Source organism: Thiobacillus denitrificans DSM 12475 (genome assembly GCF_000376425.1).
In the GTDB taxonomy this organism is placed as follows: domain Bacteria; phylum Pseudomonadota; class Gammaproteobacteria; order Burkholderiales; family Thiobacillaceae; genus Thiobacillus; species Thiobacillus denitrificans.
Genome location: NZ_AQWL01000004.1, coordinates 337,623 through 353,540, shown reverse-complemented (window position 1 = coordinate 353,540; position 15,918 = coordinate 337,623). Strand labels below are relative to the sequence as shown.

Sequence of the window (15,918 nt, the reverse complement as noted above, 5' to 3'; positions counted from 1 at the left end):
CGGACTGGTTCGCAACGGCGTTCGAGGCGGGAGGCGCCAAGTGCGGGGCTGTCAGCGTGCCAGTGCGGAAAATGTCCGATCGCCGCGGGAAATTCAGTTTCCCAGCACCGTATTCCACAAGGCCCGTACCACATCGCGCACGTTTTCCACCGCGGCTGGCGGCACCCGGGCGTACTCGGCACCGGAAAGCTTGATCGCATGCTGCTGGCGGCGCAGTTCGCGATAGGCGTCGGCGGCGGCCTGCGCGGTGTCGGCGGGGATCAGGCCGGCTGTGCCCGCACGTTGCAGGAGCGCAATGTTGCCGGCATTGTCGGCGAGTTCGGGGTGCGTGGCGCAATGCCGCAGTACCAGGTACTGCACGCAGAATTCGGCATCGACGATGCCACCGCTGTCGTGCTTGAGGTCGAATAGCTCGCTGTCGTTGACGTGGCCGGCGCGCATCTTCTCGCGCATTGCCAGCACCTCCTCGCGCAGTTTGGCGGCATCGCGCGGCAGGCGCAGGATCTCGCGGCGCAGGGCCTCGAAGGCCGCGCCGATCGTCGCATCGCCGCAGACGAAGCGGGCGCGGGTCAGCGCCTGGTGTTCCCACACCCATGCGTGGTGCAGCTGATAGTCGCGGAAGGCTTCGGTCGAGCTGACCAGCAGTCCCGACGCGCCATCGGGGCGCAGGCGCAAGTCGGTTTCATACAGGATCCCCGTCGAGGTGAGGGTGCCGAGCCAGGTGTTGATGCGCTGCGCCAGGCGCGCGTAGGTTTCCTGCGCGCGCTCGTCGGTATCGTCGTAGAGGAACACGATGTCGAGGTCGGACGCATAGCCAAGCTCCTTGCCGCCAAGTTTGCCGTAGCCGATGACGGCGAAGCGCGGGGTGTCGCGATGGCGCGTTTTCAGGCCGGCCCAGCAGCGCGCCAGGGTTTCTGCGAGCAGCGTGTCGGCGAGGTACGACAGATGATCCGACAGCGCTTCCAGCGTCAGCCGGCCGGCGACGTCCTGCGCCAGCAGGCGCAGCGTCTGCACCTGCTTGAAGCGGCGCAGCGCATCCATCTGCGCTTCGGTGTCGCCGGGGTGCGCATCGAGCTCGTCATGCAACTGGGCGGCCAGCTGCGCCCAGTCGGGTATGCTCATCAGGTGTTGCGGCGCGATCAGCTCGTCCAGCAATTGCGGCTGCTGCGTGATCATCTGTGCCGCCCATGGGCTCGCCGCCAGCAGGCGTACCAACTGGCGCAAGGCTGCCGGGTATTCGGCCAGCAGCGCGAGATAGGTGGAGCGGCGTGCAATGGCCTGCACCAATGCGGCAAAGCGGTCCAGCGTGGCCTGCGGATCGCGCTGGCTGCCGATGATTTCCAGCGCGGGCGGCAGCAGCGCGTTGAGGATGAGCTGCGTCGATTCGGCCAGCCGCGCGGTATTCTGGCGCAGCGTGTCGAGGCTGGAGAGTACCCGCTCGGGATCGCCGTAACCGGCATTTTCCAGCAGTGCGTGGGTGGCGGCGGCATCCGCCGTGCCGCAGCAGACGACGGTGAGCGGATGACTGTTCTGGTCGGTTTGCGGTGCGGCGAACACTTGCTCGAAATGGCGCGTGACCTTGTTGCGGTGGCGGTCGAGCGCCACCAGCAGGGCCGTATAGCCGGGGAAACCCATCGCCTCGGCGAGCATCGCCTGCGACTCGGCGTCGTCCGGCAGCAGCTGGGTCTGCGCGTCGTCGAGGTACTGGATGCGGTGCTCAAGCTGGCGCAGGAAGTCGTAGGCAGCGGCGAGCTCCTGCTGCGCCTCGGCGGTCATCAGTCCGTTCTTCACCAGTTGGCCCAGCACCGTCAGCGTCGGACGCTGCTGCAGGGCGGCGATCTGACCGCCGCGGATGAGCTGGAACACCTGCGCGGTGAACTCGATTTCGCGGATGCCGCCCGGCCCCAGCTTGACGTCGTGCGCCATCTCGCGGCGCGCGACCTCGCGGCGGATCTGCACGTGCAGGTCGCGGATCGCGGCGAAGGCGCCGAAGTCGAGGTATTTGCGGAACACGAAAGGCCGCACGATGCTGGCCAGCTCGTCGTGGCGGATGCCGGTGAGCGGGCGTGCCTTGATCCAGGCGTAGCGCTCCCACGGCCGTCCCTGCGCCATCAGATAGTCCTCCAGCATGGCGAAGCCCATCGCGAACGGGCCCGAGTCGCCCCACGGGCGCAGCCGCAGGTCGACGCGGAACACGTAACCGTCGGCGGTGTTTTCCCCCAGTGCGGCGGTCAGCTTGCGGCCCAGGCGAACGAAGAATTCGTGATTGCTGATCGGTCTGATCGCGCTGGCGGGATCGTCGGCCGCAGTGTCGCCTTCCTCGGGGTAGAGATAGACGAGGTCGATGTCGGACGACACGTTGAGCTCGCCGCCGCCGAGCTTGCCCATGGCCACGACGACCATCTGCTGTGGCTGGCCGTGTTCGTCGCGCGGTTCGCCGTGGCGCGCGGCGAGTGCGGTGTGGTGGAAATCGAGTGCGGCGGCGATGCATACCTCGGCCAGCGCACTCCAGGTGGCGACGACTTCGGCGAGGTCGGCACTGCCGGCGAGATCGCGCGCAGTGACGGCCAGCCACACTCGCTGGCGCAGCTGTCTTAAACGTTGATGCAAGGCGGCTTCGTCGACGCACGCCGGCTCGGCGAGAAACGCCTGCATCGCCGCGCGGGTGAAGGGGTGGCCGAGTTGTCCGGCCGCAGCGTCGGCCAGCTGCGGCTGTGCCGCCTGCAGGCGGCGGCCGTAGCGGGAACAGCGGGCGACGCGGTCGAGTGCGGGGGTGCTCATGGCTTGGATCAGGGCGCTTTGAATTAGAATCTGGCTGTTATCAAACACTCTATCAGTGGAGGGACCCTATGGCATCCATCGAGTCGATTCTGACCGAAACCCGTGTATTCCCGCCCGCGGACGCTTTCGTCAAGCAGGCCAACGTGTCCGGCATGGACGCGTATCAGGCGCTGTGCAATCAGGCCGCAACCGATTACGAAGGCTTCTGGGCCAATCTCGCGCGCCAGACGATAGACTGGAAGACGCCGTTCACCCGCACACTCGACGAATCGAATCCGCCGTTCTACAAGTGGTTCGGCGACGGCGAACTCAATGTTTCGTACAACTGCCTTGACCGCCACCTGGCGACCAGGGGCGACAAGACGGCGCTGATTTTCGAGGCCGATGACGGCGCGGTGACGAAAGCCACCTACAAGGAACTGCACGCCCGCGTCTGCCGGTTCGCCAACGGCCTGAAGTCGCTCGGCGTGGTGAAAGGCGACCGCGTCATCATCTACATGCCGATGAGCATCGAGGCGGTGGTGGCGATGCAGGCGTGCGCGCGTATCGGCGCCATCCATTCGGTGGTGTTCGGCGGCTTTTCCGCCAAGAGCCTGTTCGAACGCATCGAGGATGCGCAGGCCAAGCTGGTCGTGACCGCCGACGAATCGCTGCGCGGCGGCAAGGCGCTGCCGCTGAAGCGTGCGGTGGACGAGGCGCTGACGATGGGCGACACCTCCTGTGTCGAGCGCGTGGTGGTGTACCGCCGTTCCGGTGGCGAAGTGAACTGGTCGTCGCGCGACCTGTGGTGGCACGAACTGACGCAGACCCAGGCCGATACCTGCGAGCCGGTATGGGTCTCCGCCGAGCACCCGCTGTTCATCCTCTACACCTCCGGCTCCACCGGCAAGCCCAAGGGCGTGCAGCATTCGACCGGCGGCTATCTGCTCGGCGCCATCCTGTCGATGCAGTGGGTATTCGACGCCAAGCCCGATTCCGATGTCTACTGGTGCACTGCCGACATCGGCTGGGTTACCGGCCACACCTACGTCGCCTACGGCCCGCTGGCACTGGGCATGACCGAGATCATTTTCGAGGGCATCCCGACCTATCCGCACGCCGGGCGCTTCTGGGAGACCATCGCCAAGCACAAGGTCACCACCTTCTACACCGCGCCGACCGCGATCCGCAGCCTGATCAAGCTCGGTTCCGAATTGCCGGCGAAGTTCGACCTGTCGTCGCTGCGCCTGCTGGGGACGGTGGGCGAGCCGATCAATCCGGAAGCCTGGATGTGGTACCACCAGGTCATCGGCGGCGGCCGCTGTCCCGTCGTCGACACCTGGTGGCAGACCGAGACCGGCGCCCACATGATCTCCCCGCTGCCAGGCGCCGTGCCGACCAAACCGGGTTCCTGCACCCTGCCGTTGCCCGGCATCATGGCGACGATCACCGACGAGCACGGCCAGCCGGTCGAAAAAGGCCACGGCGGCTATCTGGTGATCCAGCGCCCCTTCCCCTCGCAGCTGCGTACCCTGTGGAACGACCCCGAACGCTTCAGGAAGACGTATTTTCCCGAAGAACTCGGCGGCAGGACCTATCTTGCCGGCGACTCGGCGCACCGCGACAGCGATGGCTATTTCTGGATCATGGGGCGCGTCGACGACTTGCTGAACGTGTCCGGCCATCGCCTGGGCACCATGGAAATCGAATCCGCGCTGGTGGCCAACCTGCGCGTGGCCGAAGCCGCCGTGGTGGGCCGCCCGCACGACATCAAGGGCGAGGCGGTGGTGGCGTATGTGGTGCTCAAAGGCGCGCGCCCCATGGGCGAGGAAGCCCGCAAGATCGCGCTCGAACTGCGCGAGTGGGTGGGCAAGGAAATCGGCCCGATCGCCAAGCCCGACGAAATCCGCTTCGGCGACAACCTGCCCAAGACCCGCTCCGGAAAAATCATGCGGCGCCTGCTGCGGACGATCGCCAAGGGCGAGGAAATCACCCAGGATATTTCCACCCTGGAAAACCCGGCCATCCTGGAGCAACTGAAGGAAGCAGTGAGCTAGCCGTTGAGTTGCAATAGGTTGTTCCCGCCGAGGCGTGAGGCTGGAGGTTTGTAACCGAGCGCCGAGCGAGGGCGCTGGCTGTTGTAGTCAGCGATGAAGGCCGGCAACCAGGAAGCGCGTCCAGCGCTGTGAGCATAGCTTCTGGCGTAGGCCCACTCGCGCAAGCATGCCTGAATGAAACGCTCGGCCTTGCCGTTGGTTTGCGGGCGGTAGAGCCGAGTGAAGCTGTGCTCGATGCGGCCGAGCCTCTTGGTATCCAGGTGCAGTATTTCGCCCGGTGCGGACCGTTCGTGACGCACCACCGGCACCTTGGGTTCCAGCGCTTTCAGGCTGGACCGTCCGATGGCCGCGAGCACACGACGGGTCCCTATGGTCTGGATTCGTTCGATCAGCAATTACGCCTGCAAAGATCGTTCTGACATTCTTATGGCTATTCACCCGATTGGGCTCCTTGGATGGCCGTAGATGAATGATTCATCTGGCTAACAAGATGTCAGGCGTCACTGCCGCGCGTGGCATGCGCGCGTTCGACCATCGAGTGGGGGAGGGTTTCAATAATGTTGGCGAAGTAGCATGCCAGGTAAGTCTCGGAGAGACAGTCTTACATCAAGAGCGGAAAGAGGTAGACGCTGTTTCGGCCTATGGGGAGGAAGCGGCCCTAGGCGGCTGGAGGTTGGTGTGGATAGGTTTTAGTGGCCCAAAGGGAAGACAGACAGTCTTCTAGGGTATCCCGCAGCTTGTCCGTGCGCGTCACGCGCTTTTTTTTTGCGCCCGCACTTGATTTATTATTGAGAATCATTATTATTACCGTATTAGATATAGGACCTGCACCTATGAAATCCAGTCCCCCGATCCCAGTCGTCCTTTCAACCGTATTGCCGCCGAGCCAATGCGCGCGTCCCTATCTGCCGGACCCATTTCCGACAGGCCGCCTGTTCCAGGAGCGACAGGAAATCTAGATCATCCATCGGGACGAAACCTACCGTCTGCGCATCACCAAGAACGGCAAGCTGATTTTGACTAAATAACCCCTCGCATCGCCCGCCCGCGCCCACGCGCCAGCCAGCTACCCAAGCCCAAGGAGGCTGGCATGTCCACAACGTATTTCAACGACACCCCTGATACCGTCATCGCGGCCACGCGATGGTTGATGCGCCGCTACCAGAAAACCGGCTGCCGCAAACTCGTCCGCAGGGTCGAGCAGCATCTGCGCTGGATGGAGTCCCGCGCGTCCAATCCGCAGCTTGCCGACGTCTGCCGGCGCCTGTCGTTCGAATGGCGTGCGGTTTTGCGCACCCCCGAGGTGAACAACGCTGACCCCCGACCCACCTTCCACTGAAGGTGGTTCATATGATATCGATTGGACATGCCGTCCCGGACGTCAGCTGTGAGGCCTGTCTGTCCGACGGCCGCATCGAAACGGTTTCGCTCGCCCACTATCGCGGCAAATGGCTGGTACTGTTTTTCTGGCCGCTTGATTTCACCTTCATCTGCCCGACTGAAATCCGTGCCTACTCGGATCTAGGACACGAATTCGATATCTCCGGCGCGGTGCTGCTCGGCGCCAGCGTCGATTCGGCACGCCCCACTATCCATTTCGGACAGCAAACCGGCAACGCGCGTCAGCGCTACGTCGGCACGGCCGCGCCCGGCATATCCGTCGCATGGGCCCACCGCGCCACCCCCGCAGCATGCGGCACCTGCCGCGCATCCAAATACGATTTCCCCAACCCTGAAAGACGTCAACATGCAATTCCAATTATCCGCGCTGGCCAGCGCCATCTCGCTCGTTTTTTCGGTCTCGCAGGCACACGCCCAGACTGTGTCCGCGCCCGCGCCAAAAGAATCCGCCAACACCCTTGAGGAGGTGAGGGTCAGCGTCGACTGGCTAGGCGCGCCGACGCCCGAAGCGGCAAAAAAACACCCCGGCGCCCGCAGCGTGGTCACATCCCAGGAATTGACCGAAACCGGGGCGCGCACCGTGGAAGATGCGCTGCGCAACGTGCCCGGCGTGCGGGTGCTGGATGAAAGCGGCACCGGCATCCTGCCGAACATCAGTGTTCGCGGCCTAAATCCTCTGCGCAGCGAACAGGTGCTGGTCCTCGTCGACGGCATGCCGATTACGCTGGCGCCTTACGGCCAGACCGGCCTGTCGCTCTTTCCTCTGACGCTCAATTCGGTCGAGGCGATCGACGTCGCACGCGGCGGCGTCGCGGTCCACTACGGTCCGAACAATGTCGGCGGCGTGATCAATTTCGTGACCAAGCGCATTCCGCGCAAGCCCGCGTTCACGGCGAAAGAGACGCTGTCGATCGCGAGCAGCGGTAATCTGCTCAGTGACACCTACCTGCGCGCAGGCGGCTTCGTCGGCGAGCGCCTGGGCCTGCAGGCCCAGGCCAATCTCATCGAAGGCGAGGCCGAGCGGGAGCACTCGAGCACGTCGGTCCAGAACTTGATGCTCGACGCTGACTGGTTCCTGACCGACAGCGCCGACATCCGCGCCGGCCTGCAGTACTACAAGACCGAGAACGATCTGCCCGGAGCGTTGACGCCGGCGTCGTACGAACAGGACCGCGACCAGTCGACTCGCCCGCTCGACCGCTTCGACGGCGACACGCTGCGCGGACACGTCACCTACAGCCAGTATTTCTCCAACGGCGCGGAATTGAGCTGGGCCAATTTCGCCCACCGCAGCAACCGGCAATTCTTCTTCGGCAATTCGACCAACGCCGACACCCCGTCGACCAACGAGATGTCGTCGCCGCGCGAGTTCTGGGTATACGGCAGTGAGCCGCGGCTCACCTTCGATATCGACGCGGGCATCAAGCAAAAAATCTCGCTCGGCGCACGCTACATGCGCGAAGAAGTCGACTATGTCGTCGACTCGCGCACACTGGCAACCAACGCCTACGCTGTGACGCGCGACTGGCGCTTCGAGAACGACGCCGTCGCCGCGTATCTGAGTGACACCTTCTCCCTGCTCGACGACAAGCTCAAGGTCACCCCCGGCATCCGCCATGAAAAGGTCGACCTTTATTACCGCAACAACCTGACCGGCGCGGAGACCCGTGACACGACCAAGGACTGGCTGCCCGGCATCGACGTCGGCTACCAGGCGAGCGATGCGGTCTTCCTGTTCGCGAATTACCACAAGTCCTTGCGGCCCGTGCAGTTCACGCAAATCACTTTCGGCGGCGATCTTGATGCCGAGCGCGCGAAAAACTACGAAGCCGGCATCCGCGTCGCGCCCACTGCGAACGTCGATACGAGCCTCACGGCCTTCCGCTTCGACTTCGACAACAAGCTCGAATTCGTGAGCCAGGCCGTGGGCTTCCGTAACCTCGGCGAAGCGCGCCATCAAGGCGTCGAGGCCGAAGTCGCGTGGCGGCCGGCAGCGGTACGCGGACTCGAATTCAAGACCGCCTACACCTACGTCGACACCGAGCAGCGATCGGGCCAGTTCGAGGGCAACGAGCTGCCGCTCGCCCCGCACCATCAGCTTAACCTGCAGGGCAACTACCGCAGCGGAGGCTGGAACTGGAACCTGAACGGCCTTTACCAGAGCGCGTCCTTCTCCGACGGTGCGAACACGGCCGCCGAGAACGCGACAGGCTCGGTCGGACGCATCCCGGCCTATTCGGTATGGAACGCGCAGGTCACGCGCGACTTCCGTTGGAGCGGCACGAAAATGAAGGCCGCGCTCGCGCTCAACAACCTGTTCGATCGCGACTACTACTTCCGAGGGGTCGACTTCAGCCAGGGCCGCATGCCGGCGCCCGGCCGTGCCGCCTTGCTCACTCTGCAAATGGACATGTAAGGAGAGCGGTCATGCGAGAGATCATCCTTTTGGCCCACGTGCCGACCGATTCGGTCAACGACGGTTTCATTCCGGCGGCGCAGCGACGCGGCCTGTCGGTCGTCCTGCTGACCGACCATGCCGAGGCGCATCGGCAGCATTTCAGCCGGCCCGGCCTTGCCGCCTATCCCCACGAAATCGTCGCCTGCGACGTATTCAATCCGCTCGCGGTCATCGATGCGATCACCTGTCGGGCCGAGGCGCCGACGGCAGTTTTTTCCAACAGCGATCATCTACAGACGAGCGCTGCGATCGCCGCCGAATACTTCGGCCTGCCGCGCAAGGACTGGCACGTCACCTATTGCGCGAAGAATAAGGCGGAAATGCGGGCCAGGCTCAAGGCGCGCGGACTCGACACGCTCTGGCACGCCGTGGTCTGCGACCCGGCAGGGCTCGCGCGTGTCGTCGACGGCGTGCCATTTCCCTGCATCGTCAAGCCGCGCGAAGGCGTCGCCAGCCAGCAGGTCAGTCTCGCCCACGACCGCGCCGAGCTCGCCGCACAATGCGCCGCGGCGTGGAGCAAACAGCCGGGCCAGCCCCTGCTGCTCGAGGAATACATCGCAGGCCCGCTCTATACGCTGGAAACGCTCGGCGATGACAAGGGGCTCTGCGTACTCGGGGGGTTTCGGGTAAAACTGTCGCCGCCGCCGTATTTCGTAGAACTGGAAGCGAGCTGGGGGACAGGCTTGACGCTCGATCAGGAAACTGAAGTAGTCGAAATCATCCGCCGTTTCGGCATCGGATTTGGCGCGTGCCACACAGAGTTCGTAATGACTGGCTCCGGCCCCCGGCTGATCGAGATCAACTATCGCAGCATCGGAGACTACCGCGAGTTCCTGCTGCAGGACACGCTCGGACTGCCTTTATTCGAGATCATTCTCGATCTTTACGCCGGCGAGCCGCTCCCTGAGATCGACGTCGCACCGGGCGCAGCACTGATCCGCTATTTCACGGCACAGTCCGCAGGCCGCTTGACCGGCGCCCCCAACGCATTCGATCGTCACTCGGAAGACGCCCAGATCACGTTCAAACCGCTGCGAGCGGTCGGTGAGACGGTCATCCTGACCCACTCCAACAAGGACTACCTCGGGGTGTTGCGTGGTACCGGCGCTGACCTCCAGCGCCTGGGCCGGGAAATGGACCGGATTAGCAGCGGACTGGCATGGACGATCGCGGCATGAACGCGCCCGCCCCGAAAACCGCTCTCGCCGCCGACCCGTCCCGCGGGGGAGACACGGCGCCGGAGGGTTACATCTGCCAGCGTGTCGTCGACGCCCTGCTGCGCGAAGACGTACGCGCCTGTGTGAGCCGCGCGATGGTACGCGCGGGCGGCACGGTGTCGCCCGCGCTCACGGCGTTCGGCGACGCCGATGCCTGGCTCGAGATCGGCCATTTCGGCAGCAGCGTGCTGTGGATTCCGGTCGTCGCATCCACCTTCATGCAGACCTGGCGCAGTACCGCCCTGCCGCTCGTATGTGACGACGGCCGCCGACTGCAATCGCTCCATACGGTCGAGGACATCCTGGCCTGCTTCGCGCAGGGCCTCGCGGCGCCCGCGGCCGCGCGCTTCGCCGACTTCGCCGAAGAATGCCGCGTCGCGGCTGAACATCGGCGTGCCGGCGAAACCGAGCGCGAACGCTGGTTCGCCGAGTTCCGCGCGGCCTACGGCAGCGCGCCGGGCGCCCGGCTACCGAACTGGCACGCGCGGCTGCTGCACTACGACCGGCTCGGCGCCTTCCTCGATCATCCGTTCTATCCGACCGCGCGCGCCAAACTCGGCTTCGATGCCGCCGCGCTCGCCGCCTACGGTCCCGAGTTCCAGCGCCCTTTCATGCTGCGCTGGCTCGCGGTGCCGCGCGACCTCTATCACCCGAGCGCCGAAGACGGCGTGGCCCCGCCGGCGCCCTGGCCGACCGTCGAAGCCGTCGGCCTGCCGGCGGCGATGGCCACTACCCACGTCCTGCTCCCGGTGCATCCCTTCGTCTGGGCGCATCAACTCGACGCCTTCCTCGACGACGCCGGATTGTGTCAAAGTGTCGTGCGTGCCCCGGACCCCTGGCTCGCGGTGGCGCCGACGCTGTCTGTGCGCACGGTCGTGCTGCTCGACGCGCCGGAATGGCATCTGAAGCTGCCGCTGACGATCCGCACCCTCGGCGCCAAGAACATCCGCACGATCAAGCCGAGCACGATCCACGACGGCCATCGCTTCCAGACGCTGCTCGCCGACATCGCCGCGCGCGAGCCTGCGCTTTCCGGGCGCGTGCTGCTGACCTTCGAGGGCTGCGGCGCGCATGTCGACCACCGCACCTTCCTCGGCCACATCCTGCGCCGCTACCCGGTCGCTGCGCTCGGCGAAAGCACACTGGTCCCGGTCGCGAGCCTGCTCGCCGCGGCGCCCGGCGGCGCCACCGTGGCCGAAGAAATCGCGGCCGAATTCTATGCAGGCGACCTCGCGGCCTTTTTCGACGACTACCTTGACCTGACGCTCAGGCTGCACCTCACGCTGTGGCTGCGCTACGGCGTTGCGCTCGAATCGAACCAGCAGAACTCGGTCCTCGTCCTGAGCCGACAGGCGCCGCGCTTGCGCCTGCTGCTGAAGGACAACGACGCGGGGCGCATCCATTTCGACGCGCTGGCGCGGCGCTGGCCGGATCTCGCAGGCCGCGTCGCCGATCTGCGCGATCGCCGCATCTTCGTCGCCGACGCGCTGCCGCTCGCGCAGATGTTCACGACGATCACGCTGCAGCTCAACATCGCGGTGCTCGCCGAGGTCTACGCGGATCGGCTCGGCGTGCCGGCCGCTGCGCTGCACGACCGGGTGCGCGAGTGCATCGCCGCCATGCTCGACGAGCTGGCGGCCACAGGCGAAGACGTGGCGCCGGCGCGCCGTGTGCTGCTCGACGACGACCGGCTCTATATCAAATATCTGCTGATCGCCGCGACCCTCGCCGAGAAAAGCGAAACCGGGGCGGCCGACGTCAACAAGTTCTACGGCCGCAGCGCGCCCAACTTCCTGAGGCTGGCATGAGCCTCGACACGCGGCGCGCCGTCGCCACGATCATGGTTTGCCATTTCGTCGCCGCGTTCGCGGCGCTCGGGATGCCGCCTTTCTTCGCGCTGATCCTCGAGGACTCGCTGCACAGCGACGCCTCCTACCTGGCCGGCTGGCTCTACATCGTGCCGATCTTCTTCACCGCCGTGAGCAGCCCTTGGTGGGGGCGGCTCGCCGACCGCTATGGCAAGAAACTGCTGCTGATGCGCGCGCAACTGGGCCTCGCGGCCAGTTTCCTGCTGGCCGGCTTCGCACCCAATGTCGCAGTATTCGCCCTGGCCCTCGCGCTGCAAGGCCTGCTGGGCGGCACCTTCGCCGCATCCAACGCCTATCTGGCGACGGTGGTCAGCGGCGCCGCGCTCTCGCGCAGTCTGAATTTGATGCAGTGGTCGGCGCGCGCGGCGCTGGTTGCCGCGCCAGCCGGACTGGGCTTGCTGATGACGGTCGAGTCGCCGCTCGTGCTCTACCGTTACCTGGCGCTGCTGCCGCTCGTTGCCGCGCTGTTGATCGCGCGGCTGCCGTCGGGACACCCGCAGGACGCAGGTGCCCAACCTGCGACCCGCGCCCGGAGCGGCGTGCCCGAAGCGCGCGCGAGCCTGATCTACGCCATGCAGTTCGCGTTCGTATTCGCCACCGTGCTGACGTTTCCCTATTTCATTCCATTCGCCCAGGCGGGTTCCGCGCCGCCGTCGCTGGTCGTGGCCGGGCTGTTGTTCGGCATCCCGCATCTGGTCTATCTGCTGTGTGCGGTGCCGTTGGGCCGCCATCTCGGACAGGGGCGTCTACTCGCCACGTTGTCGCTGTCCTTCCTTGTGCTTGCGGGCGCGCTGGCGGCGCAGGCGCTGCTTCCGACGCTCGCCGGACTGACTGCCGCACGCATCGCGATGGGCCTCGGCATGACGCTCGGCTTCGTGAGCCTGCACATGCTGATCGCGGCGATCGTGACGCGCGAGAACGCCGGCCGTACCTTTGGCTGGTTCGAGAGCAACGCCAAGTGGGGCGCCGTCGGGGCCGGCCTGATCGCCGGCGCGGCCGTCCAGGCACTTGATCTGCGAGCGCCGTTTTTCATCGGGGCGTTCACCTTGTTCGCTGCGGGCGCTTATCTCGCCGGTGTTGCCTTTCATCGTTTGGCCCTACGAAATCCCTGACCCTGGAGAAAGCATGCATTCACATCATCTGGCGGGCGCGATCGCCCCGCTATCCCTGACGCGACAGGAAGCCGGCCGGCGTTCCATGGAAACGCTGCTCAACTGTTATTGCCGCGAGGTCGCGGGGCCCGAGGGACAGCTGAGCGTGGGCCCACTGTTCGGGCAGAGCGACAGCCCCGCATCGGTGCACCTTGCGCTGCGGAGCACCGGCGGCCGCGCTATGCACCTTCGTCTGCCGCTCACCGGCGAGCGCGTGTTGACCGTGGTCGACAGCGCATGCGCCACCGGGAACTACCGCTACCTTTCGCCGATGTATTGCAAGGCGCCGGGTAAACCGTGGGCTCTGCTCGACTGGCAGGCGCTGGCGGGGCTGCTGTTGCGTGAGCTGTCGCTCAAATGCGGCCAACCGGCGAACGACGAACTGATGCAGCAGATCGAGGACAGCGTGGCGGTCACCGCCGCCGTGCTGGGCGCAGCGTGCCCCGGGCCGTTTTCGCCGCGCCCCTTGCAGGCCTTCGTCGAGTCTGAACAGTCGCTGGTGTTCGGCCACCCGTTCCATCCCGCCCCGAAAAGCCGCCAGGGCATTTCCCAGGATGACATGCAACGCTATTCACCGGAGATGGGGACGCGTTTTGCGCTGCATTATTTCGCGGTACGCCGCGAATTCCTGCTGCAGCAATCGGTGCTCGCCCAGCCCTGCGACCGGTTGGTCGCCGAACAGGCGCCGGCGGACATTGCCGTGGATGGGGATTTTTTCCTGCTGCCTGCCCATCCCTGGCAGGCACGCCATCTGCTCGGCCATCCGGACGTCGCCGCAGCGATCGGCAGTGGCCGCATCCGCGATCTTGGACAACGGGGCGCATTGTTTTATCCGACCTCGTCGATACGCACGCTGTTCCATCCCGACAATCCCTATTTCTACAAGTGTTCGCTCAACGTCCGCATCACCAACTGCGTGCGCAAGAACGCGATCTACGAGCTCGAAGGCGCGCTGCAGGTCACCCGCATCATGCGCACCCTCGCGCCGCAGTTGCGGCAGCATTTCCCCGGCGTCGCGATCATGGAGGAGCCCGCGTTTGTTTCGGCCGATCTGAAAACGGGCGACGCCCAATCCGACAAGGCGATCACCGAAGGCTTCGGCCTGATCCTGCGACGCGGTTTCGGTGACGTGTTGCATCCGGGCGTGACGCCGTTGCTCGCGGGCGCGCTGTTCGGCAACCACGTCTACGGCGAAGCTCGGATGGGGGAGTTGCTGGACGCGATGTCGCGACCGTCGCGCGAAGAGGCCGCCGAGGCGTGGTTTTCGCGCTACGTCGGCGAACTCATGTACCCGGTGCTGTACTGCTATTTCGCGCACGGCGTCATTTTCGAGCCGCATCTGCAGAACGTCATGATCGGCGTGGCCGAAGGCGAAGTGCGGCAGGTCTTCCTGCGTGACTTCGAAGGCGTGAAGCTGGTGCAGGAACGCTTCGGCGCCAAGCAACTGGACGGTATCAGCCCGCGCGCCCGTGAAGCGCTCTGGTACAGCGCCGAGCAGGGCTGGAAGCGCATCGCCTATTGTCTATTCGTCAACAATTTCTGCGAGGCGATCAACCAGATCGGCGCGGGCAGCCCGGTATTGCAGAATCGCCTGTGGGCGGTCGTGCGCCACCATCTGCACGCTTATCAGAACCAGTATGGGGACGACGCCTCGGCACGCTGCATCAATGCGCTGCTGGCCGGGGAGCCATTTCCCGGCAAGGCCAACCTGATCAACCGCTTCTTCAAGCGGCCGGATCGCGCTTCCGGCTACCTTCCGGTTAACAACCCGCTTGGCACGCTGGTGGAGAGCCGCGCGTGGAACTGAGACTGGCCGAGGTGTTCACGAGCCTGCGCGCGGCCGAGGAGGAGGCTGGTGCGCCGCTGTGCGCGTATGTCTACGACCTCGCTGCGCTGCGGCTGCACGCGGCGAATCTGGTCCGCAGCCTGCCTGAAGGTTGTGAACTGTATTACGCGATCAAGGCCAATTCCGAACTGCCGATCCTGCAGACGCTCGCATCGCAGGTCGCCGGATTCGAGGTCTCGTCGGGCGGCGAACTCGCCTGGGTGCGCGAACACTTCGCCGAGGTGCCGGTGATTTTCAGCGGCCCGGGCAAGCTCGACCATGAACTCCGGGAAGCGATCGAACAGGACATCGATTGTCTGCATGCGGAAAGCCTGCACGAGCTGCAGCGACTGGCGGACATCGCCGTCCGCGCCGGGCGAACGGTGCCGGTGTCCCTGCGTATCAACCTGACGCTCGACGGGCTCGCCGAGACAAGCCTGATGATGGGCGGCAAGCCGACGCCGTTCGGCATTCCCGCGCAGCAATTGCCTGAATGCCTGGAATGGTTGCGCGCCCGTCCCGAGATCCGCCTGCGCGGCTTTCATTTCCATCTGCTGTCGCACCAGCTCGACGCCGCCGCCCATCTGCAGCTCGTCTCGGCCTATCTGGCCCAGACCCGCCTCTGGTGCGAGGCGCATGATCTCGCCATCGACCACGTCAACGTCGGCGGCGGCATCGGCGTCAATTACCGCCAGCCCGATCGGCAATTCGACTGGCCGGTTTTCAGCGCCGGGCTGGCCGCGCTGCTGAGCGAACGTGGCATGCCCGGCGTCCGCGTGCGCTTCGAACTCGGCCGATACCTGACCGCGGCCTGCGGTTACTATGCGATGCAGGTGATCGACATCAAGCACAGCCACGGCAAGACCTTTGTGGTCGGCCGCGGCGGATCGCATCACTTTCGCACGCCCTACGCGCAAGGCCACAGCCACCCCTTCCACGTGCTACCGGTCGACCAATGGCCATATACGTTCGCGCGCCCGCACGCATCGAATCAAAGCGTCAGCGTCGTCGGCCAGCTCTGCACGCCGAAAGACCTGCTGGCCTTCGACGTCCCGGTCGAATCGGTGCGCTGCAACGACGTGCTGGTCTTCCCCTACGCCGGCGCCTACGCCTGGCACATTTCGCATCACGACTTCCTGCGCCACCCACATCCGGCGCAGTGGTACCTGCCCGTGGACTAA

The 15,918-nt window shown here is 65.2% G+C and carries 11 protein-coding genes and 1 pseudogene; 10 read left to right on the top strand and 2 right to left on the bottom strand.

The features are described from left to right. Positions 1-93: 93 nt before the first annotated feature. Positions 94-2,781, bottom strand: coding sequence for a bifunctional [glutamate--ammonia ligase]-adenylyl-L-tyrosine phosphorylase/[glutamate--ammonia-ligase] adenylyltransferase (gene glnE, locus B059_RS0108505; protein WP_018077822.1), 2,688 nt, complete (start codon positions 2,779-2,781; stop codon positions 94-96). 68 nt (positions 2,782-2,849) lie between these two features. Here glnE and acs point away from each other — a divergent pair, with 68 nt between their 5' ends. Beyond that, the gene (acs, locus tag B059_RS0108500) at positions 2,850-4,817 is read left to right on the top strand and encodes an acetate--CoA ligase (RefSeq protein ID WP_018077821.1); all 1,968 of its coding nucleotides are present in this window, start codon (positions 2,850-2,852) and stop codon (positions 4,815-4,817) included. Here the strand turns inward: acs and B059_RS18870 are convergent. After that, positions 4,814-5,206 (bottom strand): annotated as a pseudogene (locus tag B059_RS18870) (integrase core domain-containing protein); the annotation flags it as partial. The gene acs and the pseudogene B059_RS18870 overlap by 4 nt on opposite strands. Positions 5,207-5,776: 570 nt before the next feature. Between B059_RS18870 and hemP the strand changes: the two are divergent. The 9 genes from hemP (at position 5,777) to B059_RS0108455 (ending at position 15,918) form a co-directional block, all read left to right on the top strand. Continuing rightward, entirely contained in the window at positions 5,777-5,845 is a 69-nt protein-coding gene (hemP, locus tag B059_RS21630) for a hemin uptake protein HemP (RefSeq protein WP_081601599.1), read from the top strand. A gap of 62 nt (positions 5,846-5,907) precedes the next feature. After that, the gene (locus B059_RS0108490; protein ID WP_018077819.1) at positions 5,908-6,156 is read left to right on the top strand and encodes a hypothetical protein; all 249 of its coding nucleotides are present in this window, start codon (positions 5,908-5,910) and stop codon (positions 6,154-6,156) included. Between the two features lie 11 nt (positions 6,157-6,167). After that, positions 6,168-6,680 carry a redoxin domain-containing protein gene (locus B059_RS20300; RefSeq protein ID WP_018077818.1) on the top strand — a complete coding sequence of 171 codons (513 nt, stop codon included), beginning with the start codon at positions 6,168-6,170 and terminating at the stop codon, positions 6,678-6,680. After that, positions 6,565-8,634 carry a TonB-dependent receptor family protein gene (locus tag B059_RS0108480; RefSeq protein ID WP_026177399.1) on the top strand — a complete coding sequence of 690 codons (2,070 nt, stop codon included), beginning with the start codon at positions 6,565-6,567 and terminating at the stop codon, positions 8,632-8,634. The genes B059_RS20300 and B059_RS0108480 overlap by 116 nt, the downstream gene beginning before the upstream one ends. Positions 8,635-8,645: 11 nt before the next feature. Beyond that, positions 8,646-9,854 carry an ATP-grasp domain-containing protein gene (locus B059_RS0108475; RefSeq protein WP_018077816.1) on the top strand — a complete coding sequence of 403 codons (1,209 nt, stop codon included), beginning with the start codon at positions 8,646-8,648 and terminating at the stop codon, positions 9,852-9,854. Next, a complete protein-coding gene (locus B059_RS0108470; RefSeq protein WP_018077815.1) occupies positions 9,836-11,701 on the top strand; it encodes an IucA/IucC family protein in 1,866 nt (621 codons plus the stop codon). The genes B059_RS0108475 and B059_RS0108470 overlap by 19 nt, the downstream gene beginning before the upstream one ends. Then, positions 11,698-12,873 (top strand): MFS transporter, encoded by a 1,176-nt coding sequence (locus tag B059_RS0108465; protein WP_018077814.1) that lies wholly within the window; start codon positions 11,698-11,700, stop codon positions 12,871-12,873. Before B059_RS0108470 ends, B059_RS0108465 begins: the two co-directional genes overlap by 4 nt. 13 nt (positions 12,874-12,886) lie before the next feature. After that, positions 12,887-14,719, top strand: coding sequence for an IucA/IucC family protein (locus B059_RS0108460; RefSeq protein WP_018077813.1), 1,833 nt, complete (start codon positions 12,887-12,889; stop codon positions 14,717-14,719). Then, positions 14,710-15,918: a type III PLP-dependent enzyme gene (locus B059_RS0108455; RefSeq protein WP_018077812.1), complete on the top strand. Its 1,209-nt coding sequence runs from the start codon at positions 14,710-14,712 to the stop codon at positions 15,916-15,918. Before B059_RS0108460 ends, B059_RS0108455 begins: the two co-directional genes overlap by 10 nt.